The 13,685-nt window shown below is 65.9% G+C and carries 14 protein-coding genes; 8 read left to right on the top strand and 6 right to left on the bottom strand.

All coding sequences use genetic code 11. The features are described 5' to 3' along the window. Position 1: 1 nt before the first annotated feature. The 6 genes from C7416_RS22605 to C7416_RS22580 form a co-directional block, all read right to left on the bottom strand. Positions 2-715: an ABC transporter ATP-binding protein gene (locus C7416_RS22605; protein WP_111521004.1), complete on the bottom strand. Its 714-nt coding sequence runs from the start codon at positions 713-715 to the stop codon at positions 2-4. Then, positions 715-1,491: an ABC transporter ATP-binding protein gene (locus C7416_RS22600; RefSeq protein WP_062799147.1), complete on the bottom strand. Its 777-nt coding sequence runs from the start codon at positions 1,489-1,491 to the stop codon at positions 715-717. Before C7416_RS22600 ends, C7416_RS22605 begins: the two co-directional genes overlap by 1 nt. Then, positions 1,488-2,801 carry a branched-chain amino acid ABC transporter permease gene (locus C7416_RS22595; protein ID WP_111521003.1) on the bottom strand — a complete coding sequence of 438 codons (1,314 nt, stop codon included), beginning with the start codon at positions 2,799-2,801 and terminating at the stop codon, positions 1,488-1,490. The genes C7416_RS22600 and C7416_RS22595 overlap by 4 nt, the downstream gene beginning before the upstream one ends. A 4-nt stretch (positions 2,802-2,805) precedes the next feature. After that, positions 2,806-3,753 carry a branched-chain amino acid ABC transporter permease gene (locus C7416_RS22590; RefSeq protein ID WP_062799143.1) on the bottom strand — a complete coding sequence of 316 codons (948 nt, stop codon included), beginning with the start codon at positions 3,751-3,753 and terminating at the stop codon, positions 2,806-2,808. A gap of 220 nt (positions 3,754-3,973) precedes the next feature. After that, entirely contained in the window at positions 3,974-5,224 is a 1,251-nt protein-coding gene (locus C7416_RS22585; RefSeq protein WP_111521002.1) for a branched-chain amino acid ABC transporter substrate-binding protein, read from the bottom strand. A 149-nt stretch (positions 5,225-5,373) separates the two neighbouring features. Next, positions 5,374-6,999, bottom strand: a complete 1,626-nt coding sequence (locus C7416_RS22580) for a 3-(methylthio)propionyl-CoA ligase (protein ID WP_111521001.1) — start codon at positions 6,997-6,999, stop codon at positions 5,374-5,376. A 429-nt stretch (positions 7,000-7,428) separates the two neighbouring features. Between C7416_RS22580 and C7416_RS22575 the strand changes: the two genes are divergently transcribed. The 8 genes from C7416_RS22575 (at position 7,429) to C7416_RS22540 (ending at position 13,629) form a co-directional block, all read left to right on the top strand. Then, complete coding sequence (locus C7416_RS22575) at positions 7,429-9,006, top strand: protein adenylyltransferase SelO (RefSeq protein ID WP_111521000.1); 1,578 nt, start codon at positions 7,429-7,431, stop codon at positions 9,004-9,006. A gap of 156 nt (positions 9,007-9,162) precedes the next feature. Next, entirely contained in the window at positions 9,163-9,618 is a 456-nt protein-coding gene (msrB, locus tag C7416_RS22570; protein ID WP_111520999.1) for a peptide-methionine (R)-S-oxide reductase MsrB, read from the top strand. Between the two features lie 44 nt (positions 9,619-9,662). Next, on the top strand, positions 9,663-10,202 hold the full coding sequence (locus C7416_RS22565) for a septation protein A (protein WP_111520998.1): 540 nt from the start codon (positions 9,663-9,665) through the stop codon (positions 10,200-10,202). A 49-nt stretch (positions 10,203-10,251) separates the two neighbouring features. After that, entirely contained in the window at positions 10,252-10,578 is a 327-nt protein-coding gene (locus C7416_RS22560) for a BolA family protein (protein ID WP_062799129.1), read from the top strand. Positions 10,579-10,582: 4 nt separating this feature from the next. Next, positions 10,583-11,377, top strand: a complete 795-nt coding sequence (locus tag C7416_RS22555) for a peptidylprolyl isomerase (protein WP_062799127.1) — start codon at positions 10,583-10,585, stop codon at positions 11,375-11,377. A gap of 42 nt (positions 11,378-11,419) precedes the next feature. Then, positions 11,420-11,719, top strand: a complete 300-nt coding sequence (locus C7416_RS22550) for a hypothetical protein (RefSeq protein ID WP_111520997.1) — start codon at positions 11,420-11,422, stop codon at positions 11,717-11,719. A gap of 595 nt (positions 11,720-12,314) precedes the next feature. Next, positions 12,315-12,905 (top strand): restriction endonuclease fold toxin 5 domain-containing protein, encoded by a 591-nt coding sequence (locus C7416_RS22545; RefSeq protein WP_240988162.1) that lies wholly within the window; start codon positions 12,315-12,317, stop codon positions 12,903-12,905. Between the two features lies 1 nt (position 12,906). Further along, entirely contained in the window at positions 12,907-13,629 is a 723-nt protein-coding gene (locus tag C7416_RS22540) for an Imm52 family immunity protein (protein ID WP_111520995.1), read from the top strand. Positions 13,630-13,685: the final 56 nt, after the last annotated feature.

The raw sequence follows: 13,685 nt of genomic DNA, 5'->3' as shown, positions 1-13,685 counted from the left end.
GCTATACCTCCAGCCACTCCTTCCTGATCTGCCCATTCGCCTTCAGTTCGCCCGGCGTTCCCTCGAACACGATATGCCCGTGGCCCATGACATAGACCCGCTGCGAGATATCGAGCGCAATGGCCAGCTTCTGCTCGATCAGCAGCACCGAGACGCCGCGTTCCTTCAGGGTCTTCAGGTAATCCCCCACCAGCGCCACGATCATCGGCGCCAGCCCTTCGGTGGGCTCATCGATCAGGATCAGGTCGGGATCCCCCATCAGCGTGCGGCACAGCGTCAGCATCTGCTGCTCGCCGCCGGACAGCACGCCGGCCGAGGTGTTCTCGCGCTCCTTCAGGCGCGGGAACATGTTGAACATATCCTCCACGCTCCAGCGCGGCTTCGGCTGGCGCGGGTTGCGCTTCTCCCCGAGCAGCAGGTTCTGCCGCACCGTCAGCGTGGGGAAAATGTCGCGGTTCTCCGGCACGTAACCGATGCCGAGGTGCGCAATCTCGAAGGTGCGCCGCCCGAGGATCTCTTCCCCGCGGAACTTCACCGACCCTTCGGCCTTGACCATGCCGAGGATGGCCTTGGCCATGGTCGAGCGCCCCACCCCGTTGCGCCCCAGCAGCGCCACGATCTCGCCTTCGTCGATATGCGCGTCGACGCCGTGCAGGATATGGCTCTTGCCGTAATAGGCGTGCAGGCCCGTGACTTCCAGCATGCGCTTGCCCATCAGTGCGCTCCTTCGGTGGTGGCCTCGTCGAGCGTGGTGCCCAGGTAGGCTTCCTTGACCTTGCGGTTGTTGCGGATGGCCTGCGGGGTATCGGTGGCGATGACTTCGCCGTAGACCAGCACCGAGATGCGGTCGGCCAGCCCGAACACCACGCTCATGTCGTGCTCGACCATCACCAGCGTCTTGCCCACCGTGACCTTGCGGATCAGCTCGACCGCGTGGTCCGATTCCGAGCGGCTCATGCCTGCGGTGGGCTCGTCCAGCAGGATCACCTCGGCGCCGCCGGCGATGGTGATGCCGATCTCCAGCGCGCGCTGCTCGGCATAGGTCAGCAGGCCGGCCTGGGTATCGCGGCGATGCTGCATGCCGATCAGCTCGAGCACGTCCTCGGCGCGCTCGCGCGCGTCGCGCAGGCCGGTAAGCCGGTGCCAGAACGAATACTTGTAGCCGAGCGACCACAGCACCGCGCAGCGCAGGTTCTCGAACACCGACAGACGGTGGAAGATATTGGTGATCTGGAAGCTGCGCGACAGCCCCATGCGGTTGATGACGAAGGGCTGCAGGCCGCCGATCTCTTCACCGTTCAGGCGCACCGTGCCGCTGCTCGGCGCGAAGCGGCCCGAGATCAGGTTGAAAGTGGTCGACTTGCCGGCCCCGTTGGGGCCGATCAGCGCGTGGCGCTCGCCCTTGGGAATGCTCAGGTTCACGCCGCGGATGATTTCCGTCTGGCCGAACTTCTTGCGTACATCGGTCAGTTCCAGTGCCGCCGCGCTCATGCCCTGCCTCCTGCGATTTCTGCCTGCACCTTGTCCCATTGCGCGCGCGACGCGCGCACCGCCAGCCGCCACGCGGCCAGCCCCACCGCCCACAGCGCCGCGGCCGCCAGCCATGGCATCCAGGTCGCGGCATCGAAGCCGATGCCGAACAGCTTCATGGCGGTGCCGTTGGCGCTGTCGACCTGCACCTTGTAGACCAGCTCGACGGTCAGGATCATCGCCACCAGCAGCACCACGCCGGCCGCGCCGGCCTTCGCGTAGGACGGCAGCATGCGGCGCAGCTTGCCCTTCGCCGCCAGCGGCAGCTGCATCAGCAGCAGGCTGGCCAGGCCGCCCGGCACGAACATCACCATCAGCACGAAGAACAGGCCGAGGTAGAGCAGCCAGGCCTTGGTCAGGTCCGACAGCGCCACCGCGAACAGCACGAACACCACCGCGCCGATGATCGGCCCGAAGAACACGCCTGCGCCGCCGATGAACACCGCCAGCAGCACGCCGCCGGAACGCACCGCGCTGACGTTCTCGGCCGAGACGATCTCGAAGTTGATCGCCGCCAGCGCGCCGGAGATGCCGGCGAAGAACGCCGACAGGATCAGCACCAGGTAGCGCACGCGCTGGGTGTTGTAGCCGATGAACTCGACCCGCTCGGGGTTGTCGCGCACCGCGTTGGCAATGCGGCCCAGCGGGGTCTGGGTCCAGGCGTACATCGCCACCATCGACACCAGGCACCACGCCGCGATCAGGTAGTAGACCTGGCGCCCGGGCCCGAAGCTGATGCCAAGGAACGGGTCGCCGACCACGCGGTTGGTGGAGATGCCGCCCTCGCCGCCGAAGAACTCCGGGAACATCAGGGAGCTGGCAAAGACCATCTCGCCGATGCCCATGGTGATCATGGCGAAGGTGGTGCCGGCCTTCTTGGTGGTGACGTAGCCGAAGATGACGCCGAAGAACGCGCCGGCCAGCCCGCCCACCAGCGGCAGCATCGACACCGGCAGCCACACCTTGCCGGCGCCGACCATGTTCAGCACGTGCACCGCGATAAAGGCGCCCAGCCCGGAATACACCGCATGGCCAAACGACAGCATGCCGGTCTGTCCCAGCAGCATGTTGTACGACAGCGCGAAAATGATCATGATGCCCATCTGCGACATCAGCGTGATGGCGAAGCCCCCGGTGAAGAACAGCGGCAGCACCAGCATGACCACCACGGTCAGGCTCCAGATGATCCAGCGCGCCAGGTTCAGCGGGCGGTAGCGCAGGGTGCGGCCGGTTGCCACCGGCTCGCGCGGTTGTTGCATTGCTTGCTCCATGGCCTCAGCTCTCCCGGGTTCCCATCAGTCCACGCGGGCGGAAGATCAGCATTACCACCAGCAGCAGGTACGGCAGCACCGGCGCCACCTGGGCCACCGTCAGCTTCCACAGCGAATAGAACGGCGTGGCCTCGCTGACCGCCAGCCCCAGGCTGGTCATCAGGCCCGCCAGCGAGGCGTCGATGGTGACCGCGAAGGTCTGCAGCACGCCGATCAGGATCGACGCGATGAACGCGCCCACCAGCGACCCCATGCCGCCCACCACCGCCACCACGAACACGATCGACCCCACTGCCGCGGCCATGGACGGCTCGGTGACGAAGGCATTGCCGCCGATCACCCCGGCCAGCCCTGCCAGCGCGGCGCCGCCGCCGAACACCATCATGAATACGCGCGGCACGTTGTGGCCCAGCGCCTCGACCATCTCCGGGTGGGTCAGCGCGGCCTGGATCACCAGCCCGATGCGGGTGCGCGTCAGCACCAGGTAGATCGCCACCAGCATGCCCAGCGACACCAGCATCATGAAGGCGCGGTACTTGGGGAACGACGAGGTGAACACCGTGAACAGCGGCCCGTCCAGCTCGGCCGGAATCCGGTACGGCACCGCCGCCAGGCCCCACACCAGCTTGACGCCCTCCTCGATCAGGTAGGCCAGGCCGAAGGTGAACAGCAGCTCGGCCACATGGCCGTACTTGTGCACCGTGCGCAGGCCGAAGCGCTCCACCAGCGCGCCCGCGCCCGCCACCAGCAGCGGCGCGAAGATCAGCGCCGGCCAGAAGCCGATCTTGCTGGCGATGGTGTAGGCAAAGTAGGCGCCCAGCATGTAGAAACTGGCATGGGCAAAGTTGAGCACGCCCATCATGCTGAAGATCAGCGTAAGGCCCGACGACAGCATGAACAGCAGCAGCCCGTAGCTGATGCCGTTCAGCAGTGAGATGACGAAGAATTCCACAGCGTGTCCTTCAAGCTGGTGCCGCCATGCGCGCGCACGGCGGCAACCGTCCGGGTCGATCGAGGGTGAGCGCCTCCGCCAGGGGCAGGCATCGCCCCCGGACACTCCCCGTTATGGTCCGGAACAAAGACCGGAAAGCCGGCCGGAATGCCGGCCGGAAAGACCGGAAGTATGCCGGCCGCGCGGCCACCTTGTCAGCGTGGCCGCGCGCCGCGCCGGGTCAGCCCGGCCGCTTCATCTGGCACGAGGTCGGCTGGGCCGACACGTACTGGTCCATCAGCGCGTTGGTCTTCCAGCCGTAGCCGGTGTTTTCCTGGTCGTACTTGACTTCCTTGCCGTCGACCTTGGTCCAGGTCGCCACCACCAGCGGCTGCTGCGCCTGGTGGTCGGTGTTGCGCATCTCGACCGTGCCGTTCATGCTGTCGACCTTGATGCCTTCCAGCGCCTTGGCCACCTTGACCGGGTCGGTCGAGTTGGCGTCCTTCATCGCCTTGCTCAGCATGGCAATGCCGGTGTACGAGGCCATCACGTAGAAGTCGTCGTTGTACTTCTTCTTGTAGCCCTCGATGATGTCGGCGCCGCGGAAGCCCTTGTTGTTGGGGTTGTAGTAGCCCACGTACTTGACGTGCTCGGCGCCGGCCGCGCCCATCGCGGTCGGCACGCCGGTGGTGCCGGCGTAGTAGGTGTAGTAGTTGGTGGTGAGCCCGGCGTCCTTGCCGGCCTTGATCAGGAGCGCGAGGTCGCTGCCCCAGTTGCCGGTAATCACGGTATCGGCGCCGGAGGCCTTGATCTTGGCGGCGTACGGCGCGAAGTCCTTGACCTGCGCCAGCGGATGCAGGTCTTCGCCGACGATCTGGATGTCCGGGCGCTTGCGCTTCAGGTAGTCCTTGGCGGCGCGCGCCACCTGGTGGCCGAACGAGTAGTTCTGGTTGATCAGGTAGACCTTCTTGACGTTCGGGTCCTTGGCCAGGAAGGTGGTCAGCGCCTCCATCTTCATGTCCGAGTTGGCGTCCAGGCGGAAATGCCAGTAGTTGCACTTGGCATTGGTCATGTCCGGATCGACCGCGGCGTAGTTCAGGTAGACGATCTCCTTGCCGGGGTTGCGCTCGTTGTGCTTGGCCACCGCATCCTGCAGCGCCAGGCCGACCGACGAGCCGTTGCCCTGCACCACGTAGCGGATGCCCTGGTCGATCGCCTGCTTGAGGATGGTCAGGCTTTCCTGCGGCGACAGCTTGTTGTCGAAGCCCACCACCTCGAACTTGTGCGGACCGGCCCAGCCCTTCTGGTTGGCGACATCGGCCACGTACTGCCAGCTCTTGAGCTGGTTCTGGCCTACCGGGGCCATCAGCCCCGAGAGCGGATCGATAAAGGCGATCTTCACCGTATCCGCGAGCGCGGACCCCGAAACCAGCGCAGAACCCAGTGCGGCAAACATGGCCACACCGGCCACCAGCGGACGCATTTTCGTCATACCTGTCTCCTTCACTCTTATCGTGGCTTGTCGTTCGATGTCGTCGATGCGGCCGGCCGCGTGGCGCCCTCCTGTTCGCGCCGCGTGGCCGGCCCCCGGCAGCGCCGTGCCGCAAGCTGGCCGGCGCACCGGATGCTGGCCTGCCGGCCTCAGGCAGTCGGCAGCTTGTAGTCCTTGAACTGCTCGCGCAGCCGCAGCTTCTGCATCTTGCCGGTGGCCGTCAGCGGAATCTCGGTGACAAAGGCCACGTCGTCCGGAATCCACCACTTGGCGACCTTGCCTTCGAAGAACTGCAGCAGCTGCTCGCGGCTGACCTCGGCGCCGGGCTTCTTTACCACCACCAGCAGCGGGCGCTCGTCCCACTTGGGGTGGTAGGCGGAGATGCAGGCCGCCATGTGCACCGCCGGATGCGCGGCGGCGACGTTCTCGATATCGATCGACGAAATCCATTCGCCGCCGGACTTGATCACGTCCTTGCTGCGGTCGGTGATCTGCATGAAGCCGTCGGCATCGATGGTGGCGACGTCGCCGGTCGGGAACCAGCCGTCGACCAGCGGGCTGGCGTCATTGCGGAAGTAGCGGTCGATGATCCACGGCCCGCGCACCAGCAGGTCGCCGAAGGCCTTGCCGTCCCACGGCAGCTCCTTGCCCTCGCCATCGACGATCTTCATGTCGACGCCGTAGATCACGCGGCCCTGCTTTTCCTGGATCTTGTGGCGCTCGGCGTCGGGCAGGTCGTGGTGCTTGGCCAGCAGCTTGCTCGCGGTGCCCAGCGGCGACATCTCCGTCATGCCCCAGGCATGGATCACTTCCACGTCAAGCGCCTCGAGCGCGCGGATCATCGCCGGCGGCGCGGCCGAACCGCCGATCACGGTGCGGCGGAAGGTGGAGAACTTGAGCTGGTTCGCCTGCATGTGCTGCAGCAAGCCAAGCCACACCGTCGGCACGCCGGCGGAGAAGGTCACCTTTTCCTGCTCGAACAGCTCATAGAGCGAGGCACCGTCGAGCTTGGGCCCCGGCAGCACCAGTTTGGCGCCGACCAGCGGCACCGAATACGGCAGGCCCCAGGCATTGACGTGGAACATCGGCACCACCGGCAGGATCACGTCGCTGGCCGAGCAGCCCAGCGCATCCGGCATGGCCGAGGCGTAGGAGTGCAGCACCGTGGAGCGGTGCGAATACAGCGCGCCCTTCGGGTTGCCGGTAGTGCCGGAGGTGTAGCACAGGCTCGACGCAAGGTTCTCGTCGAACTGTGGCCATTCGTAGTTGCCGTCCTGCGCGTCGATCAGTTCTTCGTAGCACAGCAGCGGCACCTTGGACTCGGCCGGCATGTGCGCGCGGTCGGTCATCGCCACCCAGCCCCTGACGTTGGGGCAATGCGGGGCCACGCCCTCGACCAGCGGCAGAAAGGTCAGGTCGAAGAAGATATAGCCGTCTTCCGCGTGGTTGACGATATAGGCAATCTGCTCGGGGAACAGGCGCGGGTTGACGGTATGGCAGACGGCACCCATGCCGGACACGCCGTAGTAGATCTCCAGGTGGCGGTAGCCGTTCCAGGCCAGCGTACCGACACGCTCGCCCTGCTTCACGCCGAGCGCGCCGAGAGCCTGCGCCAGCTTGCGGGCACGCAGCTCGCAGTCGCGGTACGTATAGCGATGCAGGTCGCCCTCCGTGCGCCGCGAGACGATCTCGGTGCTGCCGTAATAACGCGCGGCGTGTTTGATGATGGAGGAAATGAGCAGCGGTGCGCTCATCATTTGACCCATCAATGCCATGAACCTGCCTCCTGAATGCTGTTCTGTTCCACCGAAAAACGAACAACCGTACTATTTTTGGACGGTCGTTCGCATGTATGGCATCGGCAAGAAGCCGATCCGGTCGTGCACTGCCGTACTGTCGTCGTCGCGTTGCTGTGGTCGGGGCCGCAATTCTGCGGAAGTCCATGCACCGGATTCATGGGCTCAGTGAAGGCGGGAAATAACCTTGCGGTGCATGGCGGCATGTCCGGGCAGGGCGCAGTCTCATGCCGTTGAGGACGTACAATACTGCGTGGCATGTTGCACCTCAACATGTCGTTTTCCCTAGCCACCATCGCATTTTCGTGCCTTCCGCATGCCGCGCCGCACCGCCTCAGACGCGTGCCGCGGCACCGCGCCGAACGCAACGAAAGCGCACTGCCACCTGGCGCCCCAGCGCCCTACGCGATGCCTGACACGCCCCCGCCGCACGCTCCGCAAGCCGTTGCCGATACCGCCACGCCGGCGACCCTGCCGCTGCCATTCCCGACCGCGCCCGGCTTTGCCGAACTAGGCCCGCAGTTCTTCACGCGCCTGCGTCCGACGCCGCTGCCCTCGCCGTACCTGGTCAGCGTGGCGCCGGCGGCCGCGGCACTGCTGGGCTGGGACGCCAGCATCGGCAGCCGGCAAGATTTCATCGACACCTTTATCGGCAACCAGGTGCCGGACTGGGCCGATCCGCTGGCGACGGTCTATTCCGGGCACCAGTTCGGGGTCTGGGCCGGCCAGCTCGGCGACGGCCGCGCCATCCGCCTGGCGCAGGCGCAGACCGACACCGGCCCCTGGGAGATCCAGCTCAAGGGCGCGGGCCTGACGCCCTATTCGCGCATGGCCGACGGGCGCGCGGTGCTGCGCTCGTCGATCCGCGAGTACCTGTGCTCGGAGGCGATGGCCGCGCTGGGCGTGCCCACGACGCGCGCGCTGTCGATCATGGGCTCCGACGCGCCGGTGCGGCGCGAGACCATCGAGACCGCCGCGGTCGTGACCCGGCTGTCGCCCACCTTCATACGCTTCGGGCACTTCGAGCATTTCGCCGCGCACGACGACGTGGCCGCGCTGCGCAAGCTGGCGGATTTCGTCATCGACAACTTCATGCCCGCCTGCCGCGACGACGGCCAGCCGTACCAGGCGCTGCTGCGCGAGGTCTCGCTGCGCACCGCCGACCTGATCGCGCACTGGCAGGCGGTGGGCTTCTGCCACGGCGTGATGAACACCGACAATATGTCGATCCTGGGCCTGACCATCGATTACGGCCCGTTCGGCTTCCTCGATGCGTTCGACGCCAACCATATCTGCAACCACTCCGACACGCAGGGCCGCTACGCCTACAGCCAGCAGCCGCAGGTGGCGTTCTGGAACCTGCATTGCCTGGCGCAGGCGCTGCTGCCGCTGTGGCTGCCGCCCGGCCAGGCCGACCAGGAAGCTGCGCGCGATGCCGCGGTCGAAGCCGCGCGCGCGGCGCTGGACCCGTTCCGCGAGCGCTACGCCGCGGCGTTCTTCCGCCACTACCGCGCCAAGCTCGGCCTGCGCCCGCCTGCCGGGGGTGACGACAAGACCGACGAGCCGCTGCTGACCAGCCTGTTCCAGCTGCTGCACGGCCAGCGCGTCGACTACACGCTGTTCTGGCGCAAGCTGTGCGGCATTTCGTCCACCGATGCCTCGCGCGACGCGCCGGTGCGCGACCTGTTCCTCGATCGCGCCGCCTTCGACGCCTGGATGGCCGACTACCGCGTGCGCCTGCGTGCCGAGCAATCGCACGATGCCGCCCGCGAACTGGAAATGCTGGCGGTCAACCCCAAATACGTGCTGCGCAACCACCTGGCCGAGACCGCCATCCGCCGTGCACGCGAGGACAAGGACTTCAGCGAGGTGGACCGGCTGCTGGCGGTGCTGTCGCGCCCCTTCGACGAACAGCCCGAGGCCGAGCACTACGCCGCACTGCCGCCGGACTGGGCCGCGGGGCTGGAAGTCAGTTGCTCATCCTGACGCCGGCGACCGCCACCGCGCCCCTGCAAGCCGGCGCAAGCCGGTGTAAGGTTCGCGCATTTCCGGCGACGAATGCCGTGGACAAGCCGCAAGGACAAGCGTGGACGCCGAACCCCTGACCGGCCATCCACTCCAAGGAACACCGCGAGGACAACCATGACCACCACCAAGACCGACGCCGAGTGGCGTGCACAACTCTCCGAGATCGAATACCGCGTCACGCGCGAGGCAGCCACCGAGCGCCCCTTCACCGGCCGCTACTGGGACCACTGGGACCAGGGCATCTACCACTGCGTGGGCTGCGGCACGCCGCTGTTCGAATCCGCCACCAAGTTCGATGCGGGCTGCGGCTGGCCCAGCTATTTCCGCCCGATCAACGGCGAGGTCATTGCCGAGCATGTCGACCACAGCCACGGCATGACGCGGATCGAAGTCCGCTGCAAGGAATGCGGCAGCCACCTCGGCCACGTGTTCGAGGATGGGCCCGCGCCGACCGGCCTGCGCTATTGCATCAACTCGGCTGCGCTAAAATTCGACGATCGCGACCCCGCGCAGCGTGCGGCGGATGATGCCCACGCTGCCGAAGCGCCCAAGCGCGACCCGCAGCCCTGATACCGAACGGTCCGGCGAAAACGCCGGACACAACCTGGACCCGCATGAAATTCCTGTTCGACCTGTTCCCGGTCATCCTTTTTTTTGCCGCATTCAAGCTGGCCGACATCTACACCGCCACCGCCGTGGCCATCGCCGCCACGGTGGTGCAGATCGGCTGGGTCTGGTTCCGGCACCGCAAGGTCGAGCCGATGCAGTGGGTCAGCCTGCTGATCATCGCGGTCTTCGGTGGCGCCACGCTGGTGCTGCACAACGAGACCTTCATCAAGTGGAAGCCGACCGTGCTGTACTGGCTGTTCGCGGCCGCGCTGCTGGGCGCGGTGCTGGTGTGGCGCAAGAACCTGATCCGCGCCATGATGGAAAAGCAGGTGGCCCTGCCCGATCCGGTGTGGGCGCGCCTGAACCTTGCCTGGGCCGGCTTCTTCGCCGCCATGGGCGTGCTCAACCTGTACGTGGCCTACCAGTTCTCGACCGAGGCCTGGGTCAACTTCAAGCTGTTCGGCAGCATGGGGCTGATGCTGGTCTTCATCGTCGCGCAAAGCGTCTGGCTGTCGCGCCACATGCCGGAAAACACCCAGGACTGACGGCGCCGCCCCGCCCCGTTCCGCCCCCACGAACCGAAGGAAACCGTTGATGGCAGCCGATCCCGCCACGATCGAGGCAATGCTGCGCGCAGCACTCGCCCCCAGCCACCTGGCCGTGCGCGACGACAGCGCGCTGCACGCCGGACACGCCGGCGCCGCGTCCGGCGGCGGACATTACGACGTGACAATCGTCAGCGAGCGCTTTGCGGGTCACAACCGGGTTGCTCGACACCGCATGGTGTATGATGCGCTGCGCGGTCTGTTCCCCACGCAGATCCACGCCCTCGCCGTGACTGCGTTCACCGACCAAGAGTACCAATCCCGCGCACAATCCCTCGCACCCTCACGCGATTCTTCCAGCAACTCTCAGACCTGATTCCATGAAGACCACCGTCCTCTCGTTCAGCCTGGCGGCTGTGCTTGCTGCCGGCAGCCTGCCGGCCATCGCCCAGAATGCCGCCGTCGTGAATGGCAAGGCCATTCCGTCGGCAAAGCTGGACAAGTTGATCGCCGGCACCGGCCAGCCCGACAGCCCGGAGCTGCGCACGCGCGCCCGCAACATGCTGATCGACCGCGAACTGCTCGTGCAGGAAGCCAACAAGCGCGGCCTGACCCAGCGCGACGACGTGCAGGAGCAACTGGAACAGGCCCGCCTGAACGTGCTGGCCGGCGCGGTGTTCGAAGACTACGTCAAGACCCACGGCGCCAGCGACGCCGAGCTGCGCAAGCAATACGACAAGATCAAGTCGCAGTTCGGCAACGGCAAGGAATACCACGCCCGCCACATCCTGGTGGAAAAGGAAGCCGACGCCAAGGCCATCATCGCCAAGATCAAGGGCGGCGCCAAGTTCGAGGACCAGGCCAAGGCCGCGTCGAAGGACCCGGGCTCGGCCGCCAACGGCGGCGACCTGGACTGGGCCAACAGCAGCAGCTACGTGCCCGAGTTCTCGGCGGCGATGACCGGCCTGAAGAAGGGCCAGATGACCGACACCCCGGTCAAGACCCAGTTCGGCTGGCACATCATCGAGCTGGTCGACGTGCGCGACGCCAAGATCCCGTCGTTCGAAGAGGTGAAGCCGCAGCTGACGCAGATGCTGATGGGCGACCAGAACTGGCAACGCGAGCAGTTCCAGGCCATGATGAAGGCACTGAAGGACAAGGCCAAGATCCAGTAAGCCGCAGGCCGGTCGCCCCCGCCGGCCCTGCAGCCATCAAGGATGCAGCGCGTGCAGACGACCGGCCGCTACTGGCAGCTCTGGCACCTCTCGTCCCGTGGCCTGTGCTATTGCGCACTGGCCTGGACCACCCTGGACGGCGCCGCCCCCGGCTGGCGCCGGCTCCATCCCCACCTCCCCTTGCGGGACCGGTATTCCCCGGAAAAGACCTTGCATGCGGTCGTGGCCTACCAGCTGGCCAGCGGCGCGCTGGTGCCCGCGCGCGGATATGAGGGCGCGCGGATGCTGACGTTTGCGTATGTGGCGTGGAGTTCGAGGCCGCGAGGAGCGGCTGCGGCCTGACGCTGGCTTTGTGGCTCGGGTGGATGCATATCGGGCTGTTGTGTTCGGGTGCGAGCGCCGGACTTCATTGATGCTCCGGCCCTCACCCTCGCCCCTCTCCCGCAAGCGGGAGAGGGGAGCAAACCCGCAGCAGCATCAACCGCCTCGAGCTTTTCCAGCTTCCGCTTGTGTACTCCCTCTCCCGCTTGCGGGAGAGGGTCGGGGTGAGGGCGGGCGTATCGACAAAGTCATGACCTTTAGATGGCAGTGCATGCCCTACCCGACCGCTCCCGCAAGCAGGACAGGGCCAACCTTCAGCGGTTCGTAGGCGCCGATAACAGCGACGACCTGAAACAGGTGAGAGAAAGTTCCAAGAGCTGAGGCGAAAGTGCCTTCTGCATCCCCGACCTGGCCGCATGCTTCGAAGAAACATCAGCATGCCGCCAACAGCGAAATTGCGCCTGTGCGTTGCTGAATTTTCGCGTCACAGGCACATGCCGCGGGTTCTACCATGCCGACGATTGCAGTCCACCCGCGGAGGCTCCTTGACCTCAGAAATCATCACTGTCGCCGCCCGTACCAGTCACGGCGGCGGCAGCATCCCCATCGGGCGTCTGTGATCGCGGCGCTTGCATGGCCATTACTCGAAGGGCTTGCCACACGCATCCTCATCGCATTGGGCGCCGGCGCCGCAGCCGGCACCGCGGCCGAAGTCGCGCGGCGGCGCGTCGAGGAGGCCGAGCGCTCCAGGGATACGCCGATTGCCCGCACCGATGCCCACACGCAATCAGGCAAGCGCTGCCAGCCATGCCCGCCCGACTGTGGAAGTCTGGTCGAGCGGAACTGGAACATGTCGGAGGTTGCGCGCGACTACCAAGCGCGGATTACTGGCTTCGCGCCGTTCACGGAATGGAGCTTCGCGGGTATCGATTTCGACGGATTTCGTTCGTCGGAATGCATGCTGCAGGAAGCAAAAGCAAGGTACGACCAATTTTTTGACCCGGAAGATGGCGAACCGCGGCTCTTTTTCAGCCTTGGCGGCGGCGAGCGAAAGATCATGAGGCAGGCATCGGCGCAGGCCAGGGCCACGCGTGCAAATCCCCCGAGCCAGCTGAACTGGTACTTCATGGAGCCCATTGCCCACGAGTATTTCGCGCGGCTTTTTTTGCTCGATGGCCTTGGCATTCGCACCTTGCTGCAGCCGTAACATGAATATCTCACTGACCTTCCACCTGGACAGGAACACCCTTCCCACCGAAACCGAGCAACTGTACGACCTGTGGCGGGTCGCGCGGCTGCTCGAACCGCTCGGCTTTCCGCTTAACGATTGGTATCCCCCGGCCGACACCCCGGAGCAGTCGTTGCTCAACCGGGCCTTCGATGACCAGGGCCCGACGCCTGCCGCCGTGGCGATTCTCAAGGCGGAGATGCAACAGTTGCAAACGCCCTGGCGCCGCGACACCGCCGTCTGGAATGGCAAGGAAGGGCCTGGCGGCGTGGTCTGCGTCAACGCCCTGTCGGTGGACCCGTATCTCGCCAATTGCACGGTGCGGCTGAACGCCAGGGGTGTCGAGTCCTTGCAGGACACACAGAATGTCGTCACGGTGGTTCAGGGCCTGCTGCGTATCTGGCGGGCCAGAACGCTGGAGGTGGCGCCGACCAGATACCAGACACGGAAGAAAGTGTTCCCTGACCGCCCGGGTGCGGGCTGGATGCTCTATCTGCCCACCGTCCTCACGGTGCAGCAAGTTCCCGAAGCAGCGGCCCTTCTGCTTGTCATGGGCGAACCGCACAAGCAGGCCGGCACCCTCATCGTCAGCATCGTCGATGCGCCCTTTTCTGCCGACAATCCCGACCACGTGCGCATCGCCAACAAGATCGAAGTCCGCCTTGTCGACCAGGACCTGCTGCCACGCTACGCAGACCCGTAGCGCAGGCCCGGTATGCAAAAAAGCCACCGGCTCGGCCGGTGGCTTTTTGACTGGAC

The sequence above is a fragment of the Cupriavidus phytorum genome, assembly GCF_003254285.1.
GTDB lineage: Bacteria > Pseudomonadota > Gammaproteobacteria > Burkholderiales > Burkholderiaceae > Cupriavidus > Cupriavidus phytorum.
Note: the sequence above shows the minus strand (reverse complement) of the source record. Positions and strands in the feature narration are given on the sequence as shown.